The organism is Microbacterium aoyamense (assembly GCF_023155855.1).
GTDB lineage: Bacteria > Actinomycetota > Actinomycetes > Actinomycetales > Microbacteriaceae > Microbacterium > Microbacterium aoyamense.
In genome coordinates, this window is record NZ_JAKNUT010000005.1 from 200755 (window position 1) to 216502 (window position 15748).

A 15748-nucleotide genomic window follows, 5' to 3' on the forward strand; every position below is an offset into this window, starting at 1 on the left:
GTCTCAGCCCTCGGGCGACGGAGTCGGGGTCGGCGGGTGGAGCGACGTGCGCACGAGCTCCTGCACGTACGCGTAGTCGGGTGCGTACTCGTCGATTCCGCCCTCCGGGGTCAGCTCGATCGCCGTGACGGGCTGCTCCTTCGCCTTCAACGCCAGATCGGCGAGGAACGGGATCAGGGATTGCGGCAGATCGGTCTCGACGATCGCGGCACCGGCCGCCGCGACATCCTGGAACCGCGTCAGCACCGTCTGGGGAGTGAACTGCGCGAGCATCGCCTGCTGCAGGATGCGCTGGCGCGCCATGCGATCGAAGTCGCTCGTGGTGTAGCGCGAACGCGCGTACCACTGCGCCGTGTCGCCGTCCATGTGCTGCGCCCCGGCCTCGATCCAGCCGGTCGCCCAGTCCTCGGCCGGCTGCCCCTGATAGGCGGGGCCGCCGCCCTTGGGAAGACGCTCCGCGACCGTGATGTCGACACCGCCGAGCGCATCGATGAGGGCGGCGAACCCGTGCATGTCGATGAAGACGTAGTACGGGATCTCGATGCCCAGGATCCCCTCGGCGGCATCCTTCGTCGCCTCGATCGCGGGCGCCGAGCCGTTCGCGGCGGCATCCGGGTAGAGGAGGCTGCCGTCCTGGCAGACCTCGACCTCGGTCCGGAGCTGGTTGATCCCGCTCCCCCAGCCGCAGTTCGCGTCCGCGTGACTCTGGTGGCCGTTCGGGTACTTGTCCTGCATGGGACCGGGGGCGAACGGGAAGTTGGGCATGTCGCGCGGGATGCCGGTGATCGTCGTGCGCCCGGTGGTGGCGTCGATCGAGACGACCGAGATGCTGTCGAAGCGCATCGAGTCCCGGCCCTCACCCGAGTCCGCGCCGAGAAGGAGGATGTTGTAGTACCCGTCGGAGGGGGGCACGGCCGGCCCGCTCTCGCCGAAGATGACCGCGATCGTGTCCCGGGTCGTGCCCGCGACGTTGGCCGCGTACGCGGCCGTGCCCGTCGAGGCGACCAGCAGCGCGATCGCGAGTCCGACGATTCCGAAGCGGGCACCCGTGCCGGTCTTGACCAGCCGGACGAGGCGCAGCGTGTCGATCGTGAGCACGGCCCACAGAACCGCGTACGCGATGAGCACTCCCTGCGCGAGCAGCAGCGGCAGGGGCCGCAGGAGCGAGAGGAATTCGGGGATCCAGGCCCCCGTGGCGAAGCCGAGAAGCGCCGCCGGCGCGAGGAGGGCGCTCAGCAGCAGGATGGCGGCGATGACCCACATAGCCAGAGTCGCGCCGAGCCCGATCCGCCCCAGGCGGCGGTTGCCCGCCAGCACCTGCGCAGAGCCCGGGACCAGGAAGTTCAGCAGAACGAGCCACCAGCCCCGCCGCGACATGAACGCGCGGGAGCGGGTGTCGGGATGCCGGAACGGCCGCTCGTTCACGAGCTGCATCCCGCGATCCGCCGGCGACGGCACCCGCGCGGGAGCCATCACGCTCACAGCGAATCCTTCAGTCTGCGGTTCTTCTCCTCGACCTGGGACTCGAGGTCACGAGCGTAGGACTCGACGGCATCGGCGAGCGCTCCATCCGAGGATCCGAGGATCCGTGCGGCCAGCAGGCCCGCGTTCTTCGCGCCGTTGATCGACACGGTCGCCACGGGGATGCCGGCGGGCATCTGAACGATGCTCAGGAGCGAATCGAGTCCGTCGAGCGTCGCGAGCTGCACGGGCACGCCGATGACGGGAAGAGCGGTGACCGAGGCGAGCATGCCCGGCAGGTGCGCGGCGCCGCCGGCGCCGGCGATGACGACGCGGATGCCGCGGCCGCGCGCCTCGCGCCCGTAGCGGATCAGCTTGTCGGGCGTGCGGTGGGCCGAGACGACCTCGACCTCGTGCGGGATGCCGAAGTCGGTGAGCACCTGCGAGGCGTCGCTCATGACCCGCCAGTCGGAGTCGGAGCCCATCACGACCCCGACGAGGGGCGCGTCGGAGGAATGAAGTGGCCGCGTCACCTGCCCAGGGTAGGCCGCGAGCCTGGCAGAACCCCGCAACGGCGCGCTAGTCGAGGAAGAGGGATGCCGCGGCCCGCGCCTCGTACGCGACGTCGTCGAGATCGGCGCCGGCGACATTGACGTGACCGACCTTGCGGCCCGGCCGCGGCGCCTTGCCGTAGGTGTGCACCTTCGCGGACGGGTGGCTCGCCAGTGCCGCGGGGATCCGCGCCTCGAGCGGTCCTTCGGTAGGCCCGCCCAGGATGTTGACCATGACGGTCCAGGGCTCGCGCGGGGCGGGGTCGCCGAGCGGCAGATCCAGCACGGCGCGCAGGTGCTGTTCGAACTGGCCCGTGACGGCACCGTCCTGGCTCCAGTGGCCGCTGTTGTGCGGCCGCATCGCGAGCTCGTTGATGAGCAGACGCTCGTCCGTCGTCTCGAACAGCTCGACAGCCAGCATGCCGGTGACCCCGAGCCCTTCGGCGATCGCGAGGCCGATCTCCTCGGCGACCGACCGCACGCGCTCCCCCGCGTGGGGCGCCGGGGCGATGACCTCGGCGCACACACCGCCGCGCTGCACGGTCTCGACGACGGGGTAGGCCCGCATCTCGCCCGACGGGCGCCTCGCGACCTGCTGCGCGAGCTCGCGCGAGAAGTCGACGAGCTCCTCGGCGAGCAGGGCGCCGCCGCGGGCGTCTTCGGCGAGCGCGGCGAACCAGTCATCGGCCTCGGTCGCGGCCGACACGACGCGCACGCCCTTGCCGTCGTAGCCGCCGCGCGGGGTCTTGACGACGGCGCGTCCGCCGTGGGCATCGAGGAACACCTGCAGCTCCTCGGGCGTCGAGACGGCCGCCCAATCGGGCTGCGGCATCCCGAGCTCCTCGAGCCGCGCGCGCATGACCAGCTTGTCCTGCGCGATGGCGAGGGCCCCGGGGCCGGGGTGCACGCGGACGCCGGCGCCGTGGAGCGAGGCCAGGACGTCCTGCGGGACGTGTTCGTGATCGAACGTGATGACGTCGACGTCGCGCGCGAAGGCGAGGACGGTCTCGGCGTCGTGGTAGTCGCCGACGGCCGAGGCTGCCAGGGATGCCGACATCCCGGGTTCTTCGGCGAGAACCCGCAGCTCGATGCCGAGCTCGGTCGCCGGGGCGATCATCATGCGGGCCAGCTGCCCGCCGCCGACGACTCCGATGCGCAAGGTCATGGCATCCATCATCCCAAACCGCGGACGCGGACTACGACGTCGGAAGCGGCGGGAGCGGCGGCTGCGCGTCGCGGTGCGCGAGGATCTGGTTGACCTCGACCTGATCGATGAGCGCCTCGTGCACGAGAGCGACGCTCGGCACGTTCGCGAGGCGCAACGGGGCGTCGACGCCGTTCGAGAGCACGAGCGTGCCCGTGCCCCACATGCGCTGCAGGATGCCGCGGCGCAGCTCGATCGTGTACCCGCGCACGTGGCCGAGCTCGCGCCGGTGGGTCGCGAAGATGCCGGAGCGCTCGATCACGCGGCGCGTCGTGATCGTGTCCACGTGCGTCCACCACACCAGGAACGGGATCAGGACGAGGAGGAGGACGATGACGGATGCCGCGGCCACCAGCATCCAGTTCTCGAATCCGCTCGGCAGGTTGCCGTAGAAGAAGCCGACGGCTCCTGCGACGGCGATGAGCACGAGCGCGCACCACGTGAGCCGGCGCGCATGACCTCGGAACCGCGCGACGCGCAGCTCCTGCGTCGGCGCGCCGGGCGCCGGGAGCACGGGGCGCCCGCCGTAGCTCGTGGGCTGGGTCATGGTCCCATTGTGGGGTGAGGAGCCGACGAACTCCGGTGCACACGACGCGTTTCGTCACGGATCGCGCGGCGATCGCGGGTTCAGCGCACGTGCACGACGTCGCCCGCCGAGACGGCGGTCTCGTTTCCCAGCGGCAGGGCGACGACGAGCCGGCCGTCCTCGTCGAGGCGTTGCGCGCGTCCCGCGAGCAGCTCGCCGCCGGGCAGGTGCACGACGACATCGCGTCCGAGCGTCGAGCACAGCGCTTCGATCTCGCCGCGGATCCCCGCGGCACTCGCATTGCCGACGGCCTCGGCGAGCGCCCTGAGCTGCTCGTCGAGGGCTGCGAGATAGTCGGCGACGAGCCGGTCCTCGTCGGCGACGAGGCCGACCGCGGCGAACGAGGTCGCGGTCGTGACCGGCAGGTCTGCGGCCGTCATGGTCGTGTTGACGCCGGCGCCGATGACGATCGCATCGGGGTCTCCCGGGATGACCTCGGCGAGGATGCCGCACACCTTCCCTCCGTCCAGCAGGACGTCGTTGGGCCACTTGAGGGTCGCGGAGTGACCGGTCCCGCTCAGCTGCGCCGAGATCGCCCGCGTCATCGCCGCCCCCGCGATGAGCGGGATCCAGCCCCGCGCGGCGTATGCGATGTGCGGGACCCGCACGAGCGTCGAGACGGCGAGAGCCGTGCCCGGGGCCGCGACCCAGCTGCGGTCCAGCCGCCCGCGTCCCGCGCGCTGGTCCGTCGTGAGCAGCACCGACAGGTGGGGCCAGGCGTCCGGCTCCGCCGTCGCGTGCCGCACGACGTCGGCGTTCGTCGAGTCGGTCGTGTCGGCGACCTGGACACGCGGACTCACGGCCGCCGTGAGCGGGTACCCCTCTGCGGGAATCGTCATGGCCACACGCTACCCGTCATGTCGGGGCGGACAGCGGATGCCGCGGGCCTTTGTGCGATCCCTCCAACCTCGAGCGGACCCCCGTGGATAGGGTGGAATCCGTGACCGACCAGCCCGATCTCTTCACGACCGCCGGCAAGATCGCCGACCTGCGCGCCCGCTACCAGGAGGCCGTCCTCGACGCCGAGGCCGCCGCGCAGACCAAGCAGCACGCGAAGGGCAAGGGCACGGCGCGCGAGCGCATCGAGCTGCTCGTCGACCCCGGCAGCTTCGTCGAGCTCGACGAGTACGTGCGCCACCGCACGACGGCGTTCGGCATGGACCGCTCGCGGCCGTACGGCGACTCCGTCGTCACGGGCCACGGCACGATCCACGGCCGGACGGTCGCGGTCTATGCGCAGGACTTCTCGACGTTCGGCGGGTCGCTCGGCGAGGTCGCGGGAGACAAGATCATCAAGGTCATGGAGTTCGCGCTCCGCAGCGGCATCCCGATCGTCGGCATCCTCGACTCGGGCGGCGCCCGCATCCAGGAGGGCGTCGTCGCCCTCGGCAAGTACGGCGAGATCTTCCGTCTCAACACGCGTGCGTCGGGCGTCATCCCGCAGATCTCGATCATCATGGGTCCCGCCGCGGGCGGCGCGGTGTACTCCCCCGCACTCACCGACTTCGTCGTCATGGTCGACAAGACGAGCCAGATGTTCGTGACCGGGCCCGACGTCATCAAGACCGTCACGGGCGAGGACGTCGGCATGGAGGAGCTCGGCGGCGCATACACGCACAACACCCGGTCGGGCGTCGCGCACTACCTGGCCGAGGACGAGGACGATGCGATCGACTACGTCCGCACGCTCCTCGGCTTCCTCCCCGACAACAACCTCGCCGAACTGCCCGGCTACGAGCCCGTGTTCGAGTTCGAGACGACGGATGCCGACCGCACGCTCAACACCGTCATCCCCGACTCGCCGAACCAGCCGTACGACATCCACGGCGTCATCCGCCACATCGTCGACTCCGAGGACTTCCTCGAGGTGCAACCGCTGTTCGCACCCAACATCGTCATCGGCTTCGGCCGCATCGAGGGGCGCAGCGTCGGCATCATCGCCAACCAGCCATCGCAGATGGCCGGCACGCTCAACATCGAAGCCGGCGAGAAGGCGAGCCGCTTCGTGCGGTTCTGCGACGCGTTCTCGATCCCGATCGTCACGCTCGTCGACGTGCCCGGGTACCTCCCCGGCACCGACCAGGAGTGGACGGGCGTCATCCGTCGCGGCGCGAAACTCCTCTATGCCTACGCCGAGGCGACTGTGCCGCTGGTGACCGTCATCCTGCGCAAGGCGTACGGCGGGGCCTACATCGTCATGGGTTCGAAGCAGCTCGGCGCCGACATCAACCTCGCCTGGCCGACGGCCGAGATCGCCGTCATGGGCGGTCAGGGTGCCGTCAACATCCTCTACCGCGGCGAGATCAAGAAGGCCGAAGAGGCGGGCGAGGACGTCGCGGCCGTGCGCACCCGCCTCGCGAACGAATACACCTACAACGTGGCGTCCCCCTTCCTCGCGGCCGAACGCGGCGAGCTCGACGGCATCATCGAGCCCGCCCAGACGCGCGTCGCGATCGCCAAGGCGCTCCGGGCACTGCGCGGCAAGCGGGCGACGCTGCCGCCCAAGAAGCACGGGAACATCCCGCTGTGAGCCCCGACGAGCGGCCCGTGGCGATCGAGGTCACACGCGGCGATCCGACACCCGAGGAGCTCGCGGCCCTGATCGCCGTGGTCACCGAGGCCTACAGCGTCGAGGCGGCCGAAGCGGTGGCCGACGAGACCCACGTGCGATCGGCGTGGTCGGTCTCGCAGCGGTCGCTGCGCGAGCCGCTCCGACGTGAGGTCGGCTGGGTGCGCGGCTGACGGGCTTGTCCCCCGAAATACCTACAGACAGAGCCGGCAGGGCGCTCCGATACTGGTTGTGCTGGAACGCATTCTGCGTTCGGTCGACCTGCTTCGCCGCGAGGCGGAGCCCAGGTTCGGCCACGCGAGCGGTTTTCGGGTAATCGCTCGCGAGGCGAGGGGCCGGCGTCACGCCGCCCCTCGCCTCTCATCTACTCCGCTCTCGCGCCCGGTTCCCCTCCCCCGCACCGGTCACGGGAGCGGTATGCCGAGATGCGGCGTCAGTTCGTGGGCCGGACGATCTCGCGCCAGAGGTCGACGGCGTCCTCGTCCGAGAGCCCGCCGTCGGACTCCGACCGACCCACGACCGTCACGGCGACGCTGTCGTGCGGCGCCGTGCGAATGTACAGCCGGTTGGATTCCGACGTCCGCAGGGTCTCGGCGAGCTCGGCGCGGATGACGGCGAGGGATGCTTCGTCCATGCCGTCGAGCCCGCCCTCGTCGAGCACCGTCACCGTCGCACCTCGGCGACGGGCCAGCTCCAGCTGCGCACGCACGGCGTCGTCGAGCAGTCTCGGGCCGCGCAGCTCGTCGCGCAGGCGTCCCTCGGCGATGCGAGCCTCGAGGCGATCGGCGTCGTCGAGCACGCCGCGGTTGGCGACGGTCCGCGTGAGGACGGGGCCGGCGATCGCGAGGGCTTCCTGGACCTGCACGCGCCTCTCGCGCTGGCGCACGACCTGCGATGCCTGCCATGCCGAGGCTGCGGTCTGCAGGTTGGCGAGCTGCGACGTGTCGCGTGCAGCGCGGTCGAGCGACAGGACGAGGAGCTGTGCGACGAACACCCAGACGATCGAGCCGATGAGTCCCAGTGTCAGTGCGTCGAGTCCCATCCATGCGATCGAGCCGATCGCGAGGAGTGCGGTGCCCGACCACGCCATCCACGGGCGGCGTCGCGCCATGACGATGGTCATGAGCGCGCCGATCCCGCCGAGGTACCACGTCGCATAGGACGCCGTGTAGGAGCCGGGACCGGCGGAGTACGAGATCGCCGTCGGCACGATCGCAGCCGTCGCGATCGCGAGGATCCCGGCCGTGCGCGGCAGCCGGGACTGCCGGGGCGCCGGATGCGTCGGGCGGTCGGGCTTGCGCGGCTGCCAGAAGGTGCACAGCGTCGTCGTGACGAGGTACAGCGCGAAGGCGGCGACGATGATGAGCGGATACCGCGGCGCGTCCTCGCCCCACGACAGACCCCGCGCCGCGAGATACAGCGAGAAGGCGACCGCGAGGCCAGAGAGGATGTTCCGAACGCTGATCATGCGTCCTCCAGGTAGGCGTCCCGCCGCGGCCGCCATTCCAGGCGTACCGTCGTGCCCCCGGCATCCGATTCGACATCTGTGGAGCCGCCGACCGCTGCGACGCGCGCGATGATGGATGCCCGGATGCCCAGCCGGTCGTCGGGCACGGCGTTCAGATCGAAGCCTCCGCCCGCGTCCCGCACCTCGATGTTGATGCGCTCGTCGTCGGCGTACAGCGAAGCCTCGAGACCGACTCCCCCGGCGTGCTCGACCGCATTGGCGACAGCTTGGGTCGCCGCCAGGACGAGGGCGCGGGAGATCCGTCCGGGGATGTCGAGGTCGCCGGAGCGGATCTCACGGTGCATCGCGATCCTCGTGCCGAGCTCACGCGACGCGGTCTCGATGGCCTCGGCGATGCTGTCTGCCGAGCGCACGTCGTCGCTGCCCTCTCCGGCATCCTGCTCCGTATTGGCGAGGCGGGTCAGCGCCTCGCGCGCCATCGCCACCGCCAGCACCCGCCCGCGCGGAGTGTCGGAGCGCTCGGCGGCGATGAGTGCGGCCAGGACGCTGTCGTGCATGAGCGCTGCGACAGCGACCCGCTCCTGCTCCGCGGCGTTGGCGGCGGCGGCGCGCGAGTACGACTCGACGGCGTGCGCACGGGTTTCGTCGACGCCTACGGCGACGGACCGGAACACCCAGGCGAGGGTCAGGAGGACGCCGCCGAAGATCAGGGAGAACGACACTTCGATGATGACGTAGTACCAGAGTCCGGTCGCGAAGTTGTCGGCGATGAGCCGGACGAGTCCGTACAGGAGGGGAATCAGGACGCTCCCCGCGAGCTGGATCGGCAACGGGAAGGCCAGCACGGCGGCGAGCGTCGCGATGTTGACGATGTGCCACGGCCAGGGCGCCTCCGACAGCGGCGCGTCGGAGCCCGCCGCAGCGAGCGGCCACAGCGCAAGCACCCCGATGTACATGAAGACGAACAGCCCGGCCGTGAAGCGCACACCGCGTCCGACGAAGCACGCGATGATCATGAGCGCCAGCGGCACGAAGGCCGCGAGGACGAGCGGCTCGTGCCAGCCGGGTTGCTCGATCGTCGAGCCGAGGGCGACGACGAGCGCCTGTGCACCGAGGACGAGCGACCCCGCGCCGGCGGCGACCCAGATGATGCGCTCGACGCGCAACCTCGTGAAGGAGCCGATGCTCGCGCTCGCGTCGCGGGACTGCGGGATGTGACCCCACGCCTCGTCGAGGATCTCCTCGCTGTCGGTCACGGCATCCGCTCCGCACCGGGATCGGATGCGGTGCCGGCGACGATGCCGTCCTCCATCGCGCGGCGCAGCAGATCGACCTTGGTCGGGGCGGGGCGTCCGACCTCGACGTACTTCACACGGATGCGGGTGATGTTCTCCTTCGCCGTCGAGTACGCGACGCCGAGGCGGTCCGCGACGACCTTGAGCGGCAGGCCGGCGGCGTACAGCCGCAGGACATCGCGCTCCCGGGCCGACAGCTGCGCGTCGGCGAAGTCGCGGTCGCCGTCCACGGCGCTCGCCCACTCGACGTTGTTGAGGGGCTCGCCACGGGCGACCGTGCCCACGGCCTTGATGACGTCCGAGATCGGCGAAGCCTTGCTCACGACCCCCGCGGCTCCTGCCGACAGCGCTTCCCGCACTGCGGCGGGGCGGTCGGCGACCGAGTGGATGATGACGCTCGAGCCGTCGCGGATGAGCCGTGTGACGTTCTCGGTGACGGTCGTGCCGTCGCCAAGCGTCAGATCCAGCACGACGACGTCGGCCGTGGGAGCGCGACTGAAGGAGCGCCACTGCAGGTACTCGTTGACGCCGCTCCCCGAGAACACGACCTCGGTGCCGGGCACACGGGCGCACCACGCTTCGAGTCCGAGCCGGACGGACTCGTGGTCGTCGATCAGCGCGACCCGCGTCATGCGCTCCACCCTAGCTTCGCGGCGTCCGCGCGTCTCAGAGTCGCGACGGCCTCGACGTGGTGCGAGTTCGGGAAGATGTCCAGCGCCCGCACCGCGACGGTGTCGTAGCCGACGTCGCGGAAGGTCGCGAGGTCGCGTGCGAGGGCCACGGGATCGCATGCGACGTAGACGACCGTGCGGGCGCCGAGGTCGGCGACCGACTCGACCACGACGCGTCCGGCTCCGGCGCGCGGAGGATCCAGCAGCACGATGCCGCGCGACAGGCGTTCGCGCTGGGCGGTGGATGCCTCGGCCGCGAGCCGCGTCACCCAGCGGTCGACGCGCCCCGTCTCGGCGCGCGCACCTATCCACTCCGCGAGGTTCTCACCCGCGTGCTCGGTCGCGCGCGGATCGGACTCGACGCTCGTGACGCGCGCCGAAGACCCCGCGAGGCTCGCGAGCGTCGCGCCGAACAGGCCGACACCGCCGTACAGATCGAGGTGCCACCCGTCGGGGTCGACCGACCCCTCGGCGAGAAGCGCATCGGTGACCAGCCCGGTCAGCGAGTGCGCCGCGAGCCGGTGCACCTGCCAGAACCCGCCGGCGTCGACGCGGAAGTCGCGACCCGAAGCGCGTTCGACAACGACCTCGCGCCCGGGATCCTTGCCGTCGCGCCGTCCGCCGTCGGGGCGGCGGAGGACGCGCACCCGGCCGTCCGCCGGCTGCACGAGGTCGATGCGTCCGGGCTCACCGCGCGTGAGTGCGAGCGCAGCCTCGGCGACCTCCGCGGTCGCGAGCGGGAGTTCGTCGACCGGGATGACGGTGTGGCTGCGCGCCGCATACGGCCCCACACGGCCCGCCTCGTCGACGTGCAGCGAGACGCGCGTCCGCCAGCCCGTGCCGTCGCCCGTCTCCTCGGCGAGGACCCGCCCGTCCGGCGCGAGGATCGGCCGCGCGGGCTCGATCGCGAATGCCGGGTTCGCCATGCCGCCGAAACGCTGCAGGGCGTCGCCCAGCACCTCGACCTTGAGCGACCGCTGGCGCTGCAGATCGATGTGCCCGAAGTCCGCGCCCCCCGGGCGGACTTCGGGCGCGACATCGACGTCCGCCTGACGCCAGACGTGCGGGCGGCGATCGGGCGAGGCATCCAGCACCTCGATGACCTCGCCGCGCCAGAACGACTTCTTCGTGACGTCGCTCAGTCGCACGCGCACGCGCTCACCCGGGATCGCGTCGGGGACGAAGACGACCCGCCCCTCGTGGCGGCCGACGAAGACGCCGCCGTGCGCGACACCCGTGATGTCGAGGTCGATGAGGGTGCCGGCGTCCATCCCCCCAGTCTCCCATCGAGATCTGGCACGAATCGGACGATTCGTGTCGGCCTTTCGGGGGACACGGGCGCGCGGTCTAGCGTGGTTGCATGCGCATCTGCCTCGCCTCGACCTCACCCGCCCGGCTCATGCTTCTGCGCCAGTTCGGCATCCATCCGCTCACGATCGCGCCGGACGTCGACGAAGAAGCGGTCGTCGCGGCTGTCGAGAGCGCCGAAGGGCGCACTCTGGCACCCGACGAGCACGTGCTGCTCCTCGCTCGGCGCAAGGCGGCCGACGTCGCCGCGCGGCTCGCCGACGACATCCCCGATTTCGACGGCATCGTCATCGGCGGCGATTCGATGTTCGCACTCGACGGGCAGGTGCTCGGCAAGCCCCATACGCCCGAGAACGCGATCGCACGCTGGCATGCGATGCGGGGCCGCACGGGCGTGCTGCACTCGGGGCACGCCGTCGTGCGCGTATCGCCGCAGGCGCCCGCGCGCGAAGTGCACGCGGTGGCGGAGGCGTCCGTCTCATTCGTCGCCGATGTGACGGATGCCGAGATCGAGGCGTATGTCGCGACGGGCGAGCCGCTCCACGTCGCGGGAGCCTTCACCGTCGACAGTCTCGGCGGCGCATTCATCGAGCGCGTCGAGGGCGATCCGTCCACGGTGGTCGGGATGTCGGTGTCGACGCTGCGCTCGCTCGTGCGCGAACTGGGCGTCGACTGGACGAGCCTGTGGGGGCTGGAGGATCAGGAAGCCCCTCCGTCTTTGTTGTAGGAAGCCCACGTTTCGCGTCCGTTCTTGTGCGAAGCGCTCAAAAGGCACCGGGGGTCGCTCGCTAGGCTGGCATTCATGCCTGCGACCCCCCCGTCCTCGATCGCCAAGGTCCTCGTCGCGAATCGCGGCGAGATCGCCGTCCGGATCGTCCGCGCCGCACGGGATGCCGGCAAGGCCTCGGTCGCCGTGTACGCCGATCAGGACCGCGATGCGATGCACGCCCGTCTCGCCGACGAGGCGTACGCGCTCGACGGGTCGACGAGCGCCGACACCTACCTGTCGATCGACAAGATCCTCTCGGTCGCCCGCCGCTCGGGTGCCGACGCCGTGCATCCCGGGTACGGATTCCTCGCCGAGAACGCCGACTTCGCCCGCGCCGTCATCGCCGCGGGCCTCACGTGGATCGGCCCGTCGCCCGAGGCGATCGAGGCTCTCGGCGACAAAGTGACGGCGCGTCACGTCGCCGAGAAGGTGGGCGCCCCGCTCGCCCCCGGCACGCCCGGCCCGGTCGAGGGAGCAGACGAGGTCGTCGCCTTCGCCCGTGAGCACGGTCTGCCCATCGCGATCAAGGCCGCGTACGGCGGCGGCGGCCGCGGGCTCAAGGTCGCGCGCGAGTTCGACGAGATCCCCGAGCTGTTCGAGTCCGCGACGCGCGAGGCGATCGGCGCCTTCGGTCGCGGCGAGTGCTTCGTCGAGAAGTACCTCGACAAGCCCCGGCACGTCGAGACGCAGTGCCTGGCGGATGCCGCGGGCAACGTCGTCGTGGTCTCGACCCGCGACTGCTCGCTGCAGCGACGGCACCAGAAGCTCGTCGAAGAGGCGCCCGCGCCGTTCCTCACCGACGAGCAGAACGACATCCTCTACCGCGCGTCGAAGGCCATCCTGAAAGAGGTCGGCTACGTCGGTGCGGGGACGTGCGAGTTCCTCATCGGCGCCGACGGCACGATCTCGTTCCTCGAGGTCAACACGCGCCTGCAGGTCGAGCACCCCGTCTCCGAAGAAGTGACGGGCCTCGACCTCGTGCGCGAGCAGTTCCGCCTCGCCGAGGGCGAGGAGATCGGCTACGACGACCCGCAGCCCGACGGCCACTCGATCGAGTTCCGCATCAACGGCGAAGACCCCGGCCGCGGGTTCCTGCCGCAGCCCGGTCCGATCCGCGTCTTCAAGACGTTCGGCGGCCCCGGCATCCGCCTCGACTCCGGCGTCACCGCGGGCGACAGCGTCTCGGGTGCGTTCGACTCGCTGCTCGCGAAGATCATCGTGACCGGCCGCGACCGCGCGGAGGCGCTGGAGCGCTCGCGCCGTGCGCTCGACGAGTTCGAGGTCGCCGGTCTGCCGACCGTGCTCCCGTTCCACCGCGCCGTCGTGCGCGATCCCGCCTTCACCGCCGAGGACGGCCGTTTCGGCGTGTTCACGCGGTGGATCGAGACCGAGTTCGTGAACGACATCCCCCCGTGGGACGGCGAGCTCGAAGGGCCGCGCGGCGAAGAGAACCGTCATACCGTCATCGTCGAGGTCGGCGGCAAGCGTCTCGAGGTGAGCCTTCCCGACCGCATCGTCGCCGCGCCCGGCTCCGCAGGCCGTCCCGCGGCCGTTCCGCCGTCGCGGCGCTCGCACGAGACGACCGCGATGGCCGGGGCCTCGGGTGACGCCGTCAAGGCGCCCATGCAGGCGACGATCGTCAAGGTCGCCGTCGAAGAGGGCCAGCAGGTCGTCAAGGGCGACCTGGTGATCGTGCTCGAAGCGATGAAGATGGAGCAGCCGATCCAGGCGCACAAGGACGGCACGATCGGCGCGATCAACGCCGCCGCCGGTACGACGGTCTCGGCCGGCCACCAGCTCCTGACGATCGTCTGACGCCGCGGCCTGACTGGCACTAGCGTGAGCCCATGCGCATCCGCCGAGCCGCCCTGGTCGCCGCCACCGTCGTCGCCCTGCTGACTGGATGCGCCGCCGCCCCTGCTGTCGACCAGGAAGCCGCCCAGAGCTGGCTGCGCGACAGCGAGAAGAGCATCGACGGGCGGACCGACCTGCTCGGAACGACGTCGGGTATGACGAGCCGCTCGTCGGACGACGGAATCACCCTCTCCTTCGACGACCCCGTCACGGTGTCTGCCTTCGAAGTGGCGTGCTTCGGCGGAGGCTCGGCCGAGTTCGGCTACTCCCTGAGCGGTGACGGCGTGGGCATCGGCGTGCAATCCGAGGTGGAGTGCACCGAGGTGCCGGCGATGATCGACGTGGGCGTCGACGGCGCCACCGAGGTCGCGGACGTCTCGTCGGTCGTCACTCGGATGACCAGCCCCGACTCCGACACGACGTTCACGGTCGCGGTCGTCGGCACAACGCCGTGACCGCCGACGCTGCGGAGTCGGTCAGGCGCCGTAGATCGTGTGGTCGACGACGTGCATCGCACGCGCGGCGTCGGTGATGCTGCTCGACAGCGACGGGTAGACCGCGAAGACGCGCGAGACCTGGTCGACCGTGAGGCGGCGCTCGACGGCGATCGCGATCGGATAGATGAGCTCGGATGCCCGAGGACCGACGATCACGCCGCCCACGACGCTCCCCGAGCCCTGGCGCGCGATGAGCTTGACGAAGCCGTCCTTGATGCCCATCATCTTCGCGCGCGGATTGGCGGCGAGCGGGAGCTTGTGCACGACGGCGTTGATGAGCCCGTCCTCGATGTCCTTCTCCTGCCATCCGATCGTCGCGATCTCGGGCGCGGTGAAGATGTTCGAGGTGATCCGGCGGCGCTCGAGCGGGATGACGACGTCGCCGAGAGCGTGGAAGACCGCCGTGCGGCCCTGCATGGAAGCGACCGAGGCGAGCGGGACGAACGTCGTGCAGTCGCCGGCGGCGTAGATGTTGGGCACCGAGGTGCGCGCGACGCGGTTGACTTGGATGTGTCCCGATTCGGTCATCTGGATGCCGGCCTCTTCGAGACCGATGCCCGCGGTGTTGGGGATCGAGCCCACCGCCATGAGACAGTGGCTGCCCTCGACCGTGCGGCCGTCCGACAGGGTGACGAGGACGCCCGACCCGGTGTTCTCGACCTTTTCGGCCCGAGACTTCGACAGCAGCGTCATCCCGCCGCGCTTGAAGACGCGCTCGAGCACGGCCGCGGCGTCCGCGTCCTCGCCGGGGAGCACCTGGTCGCGGCTCGAGACGAGGGTGACCTTCGCGCCGAGGTTCATGTAGGCGCCGGCGAACTCGGCGCCCGTGACGCCCGAGCCGACGACGATCAGGTGCTCGGGGAGCGCCTTCATGTCGTAGAGCTGGGTCCAGGTCAGGATGCGGACGCCGTCGGGCTTGGCGCTGTCGAGCTCGCGCGGCGAAGCGCCGACCGAGACGACGAGCGTGTCTGCCTCGACACGGTCGAAGTCGATGCCGCCCGGCTCGGTCGACACGACGACGGCGTTGTCGCCCTCGAGGCGGCCGTGGCCCGAGATGATCTTGACCCCCGCCTCGACGAGCGATGCGCGCATGTCGTCGGACTGCTGACGCGCGAGCGAGAGCAGCCGCTTGTTCACGGCGGTCAGGTTGATCGCGATCTCGGGCTTGAGGGGCTTGCCGTCGGCCGTCTTGGCGAACAGCTGAACACCCAGGTCGCTCGCGCCCTTGATCGCGACGGCCGCGTCGGCGGTCGCGATGAGCGACTTCGACGGCACGACGTCGGTGATGACGGCCGAGCCGCCGACACCGGCTCGCTCGACGAGCGTCACCTCGGCTCCGAGCTGGGCCGCGGCGATCGCCGCTTCGTAGCCGCCGGGGCCGCCACCGAGGATGGCGACGGACTGCGTGGTCTCGAAGCTCAAGGACATGCATCCATTCTCCCCTGTGACCGGGCGCGCCACGACACTCCCGTCGCACGGGATCTCTGGCCCCGACGGGCGCGCGTTCCTAGACTC

The 15748-nt window shown here is 70.8% G+C and carries 15 protein-coding genes; 5 read left to right on the forward strand and 10 right to left on the reverse strand.

Annotated features, from left to right (window positions below; genetic code table 11):
* Positions 1-3: 3 nt before the first annotated feature.
* The 5 genes from MA876_RS14255 to MA876_RS14275 all read right to left on the reverse strand — a co-directional run bounded on the left by MA876_RS14255 (position 4) and on the right by MA876_RS14275 (position 4641).
* On the reverse strand, positions 4-1482 hold the full coding sequence (locus MA876_RS14255) for an LCP family protein (RefSeq protein ID WP_248150745.1): 1479 nt from the start codon (positions 1480-1482) through the stop codon (positions 4-6).
* Positions 1479-1946 carry a 5-(carboxyamino)imidazole ribonucleotide mutase gene (gene purE, locus MA876_RS14260; RefSeq protein ID WP_248151135.1) on the reverse strand — a complete coding sequence of 156 codons (468 nt, stop codon included), beginning with the start codon at positions 1944-1946 and terminating at the stop codon, positions 1479-1481. Before purE ends, MA876_RS14255 begins: the two co-directional genes overlap by 4 nt.
* Before the next feature lie 94 nt (positions 1947-2040).
* On the reverse strand, positions 2041-3177 hold the full coding sequence (locus MA876_RS14265; protein ID WP_248150748.1) for a 5-(carboxyamino)imidazole ribonucleotide synthase: 1137 nt from the start codon (positions 3175-3177) through the stop codon (positions 2041-2043).
* Positions 3178-3208: 31 nt separating this feature from the next.
* On the reverse strand, positions 3209-3763 hold the full coding sequence (locus MA876_RS14270; RefSeq protein ID WP_248150751.1) for a PH domain-containing protein: 555 nt from the start codon (positions 3761-3763) through the stop codon (positions 3209-3211).
* Between the two features lie 80 nt (positions 3764-3843).
* On the reverse strand, positions 3844-4641 hold the full coding sequence (locus tag MA876_RS14275; RefSeq protein ID WP_248150767.1) for a biotin--[acetyl-CoA-carboxylase] ligase: 798 nt from the start codon (positions 4639-4641) through the stop codon (positions 3844-3846).
* A gap of 101 nt (positions 4642-4742) precedes the next feature.
* On the opposite strand from MA876_RS14275, the gene MA876_RS14280 reads away from it, so the two are divergent.
* Positions 4743-6332: an acyl-CoA carboxylase subunit beta gene (locus tag MA876_RS14280; protein WP_372491534.1), complete on the forward strand. Its 1590-nt coding sequence runs from the start codon at positions 4743-4745 to the stop codon at positions 6330-6332.
* Positions 6329-6544 (forward strand): acyl-CoA carboxylase subunit epsilon, encoded by a 216-nt coding sequence (locus MA876_RS14285; protein WP_248150769.1) that lies wholly within the window; start codon positions 6329-6331, stop codon positions 6542-6544. The genes MA876_RS14280 and MA876_RS14285 overlap by 4 nt, the downstream gene beginning before the upstream one ends.
* Before the next feature lie 260 nt (positions 6545-6804).
* Here MA876_RS14285 and MA876_RS14290 read toward each other — a convergent pair whose 3' ends face one another.
* From MA876_RS14290 to MA876_RS14305, 4 genes are read right to left on the reverse strand one after another with little or no spacing between them, the layout of a single operon-like run.
* Positions 6805-7839, reverse strand: coding sequence for a hypothetical protein (locus MA876_RS14290; RefSeq protein WP_248150771.1), 1035 nt, complete (start codon positions 7837-7839; stop codon positions 6805-6807).
* The gene (locus tag MA876_RS14295; RefSeq protein WP_248150773.1) at positions 7836-9095 is read right to left on the reverse strand and encodes a sensor histidine kinase; all 1260 of its coding nucleotides are present in this window, start codon (positions 9093-9095) and stop codon (positions 7836-7838) included. Before MA876_RS14295 ends, MA876_RS14290 begins: the two co-directional genes overlap by 4 nt.
* Positions 9092-9766, reverse strand: coding sequence for a response regulator transcription factor (locus tag MA876_RS14300; RefSeq protein ID WP_248150775.1), 675 nt, complete (start codon positions 9764-9766; stop codon positions 9092-9094). The genes MA876_RS14295 and MA876_RS14300 overlap by 4 nt, the downstream gene beginning before the upstream one ends.
* Complete coding sequence (locus MA876_RS14305) at positions 9763-11076, reverse strand: class I SAM-dependent RNA methyltransferase (protein WP_248150777.1); 1314 nt, start codon at positions 11074-11076, stop codon at positions 9763-9765. The genes MA876_RS14300 and MA876_RS14305 overlap by 4 nt, the downstream gene beginning before the upstream one ends.
* A gap of 89 nt (positions 11077-11165) precedes the next feature.
* Here MA876_RS14305 and MA876_RS14310 point away from each other — a divergent pair, with 89 nt between their 5' ends.
* From MA876_RS14310 to MA876_RS14320, 3 genes are all read left to right on the forward strand, one after another.
* Positions 11166-11840, forward strand: coding sequence for a Maf family protein (locus MA876_RS14310; protein ID WP_248150779.1), 675 nt, complete (start codon positions 11166-11168; stop codon positions 11838-11840).
* Positions 11841-11915: 75 nt separating this feature from the next.
* The gene (locus MA876_RS14315) at positions 11916-13697 is read left to right on the forward strand and encodes an acetyl/propionyl/methylcrotonyl-CoA carboxylase subunit alpha (RefSeq protein ID WP_248150782.1); all 1782 of its coding nucleotides are present in this window, start codon (positions 11916-11918) and stop codon (positions 13695-13697) included.
* A 32-nt stretch (positions 13698-13729) separates the two neighbouring features.
* Positions 13730-14191 carry a hypothetical protein gene (locus tag MA876_RS14320; protein WP_248150798.1) on the forward strand — a complete coding sequence of 154 codons (462 nt, stop codon included), beginning with the start codon at positions 13730-13732 and terminating at the stop codon, positions 14189-14191.
* A gap of 21 nt (positions 14192-14212) precedes the next feature.
* Here MA876_RS14320 and MA876_RS14325 read toward each other — a convergent pair whose 3' ends face one another.
* Entirely contained in the window at positions 14213-15661 is a 1449-nt protein-coding gene (locus MA876_RS14325) for an NAD(P)H-quinone dehydrogenase (RefSeq protein WP_248150800.1), read from the reverse strand.
* Positions 15662-15748 lie beyond the last annotated feature (87 nt).

Bases quoted from the DNA above. Each gene is read 5' to 3' on its own strand.
- purE (WP_248151135.1), bottom strand. From the start codon at position 1,946: ATGGGCTCCGACTCCGACTGGCGGGTCATGAGCGACGCCTCGCAGGTG.
- MA876_RS14265 (WP_248150748.1), bottom strand. From the start codon at position 3,177: ATGACCTTGCGCATCGGAGTCGTCGGCGGCGGGCAGCTGGCCCGCATG.
- MA876_RS14270 (WP_248150751.1), bottom strand. From the start codon at position 3,763: ATGACCCAGCCCACGAGCTACGGCGGGCGCCCCGTGCTCCCGGCGCCC.
- MA876_RS14275 (WP_248150767.1), bottom strand. From the start codon at position 4,641: ATGACGATTCCCGCAGAGGGGTACCCGCTCACGGCGGCCGTGAGTCCG.
- MA876_RS14290 (WP_248150771.1), bottom strand. From the start codon at position 7,839: ATGATCAGCGTTCGGAACATCCTCTCTGGCCTCGCGGTCGCCTTCTCG.
- MA876_RS14300 (WP_248150775.1), bottom strand. From the start codon at position 9,766: ATGACGCGGGTCGCGCTGATCGACGACCACGAGTCCGTCCGGCTCGGA.
- MA876_RS14305 (WP_248150777.1), bottom strand. From the start codon at position 11,076: ATGGACGCCGGCACCCTCATCGACCTCGACATCACGGGTGTCGCGCAC.
- MA876_RS14310 (WP_248150779.1), top strand. From the start codon at position 11,166: ATGCGCATCTGCCTCGCCTCGACCTCACCCGCCCGGCTCATGCTTCTG.
- MA876_RS14315 (WP_248150782.1), top strand. From the start codon at position 11,916: ATGCCTGCGACCCCCCCGTCCTCGATCGCCAAGGTCCTCGTCGCGAAT.
- MA876_RS14320 (WP_248150798.1), top strand. From the start codon at position 13,730: ATGCGCATCCGCCGAGCCGCCCTGGTCGCCGCCACCGTCGTCGCCCTG.
- MA876_RS14325 (WP_248150800.1), bottom strand. From the start codon at position 15,661: ATGTCCTTGAGCTTCGAGACCACGCAGTCCGTCGCCATCCTCGGTGGC.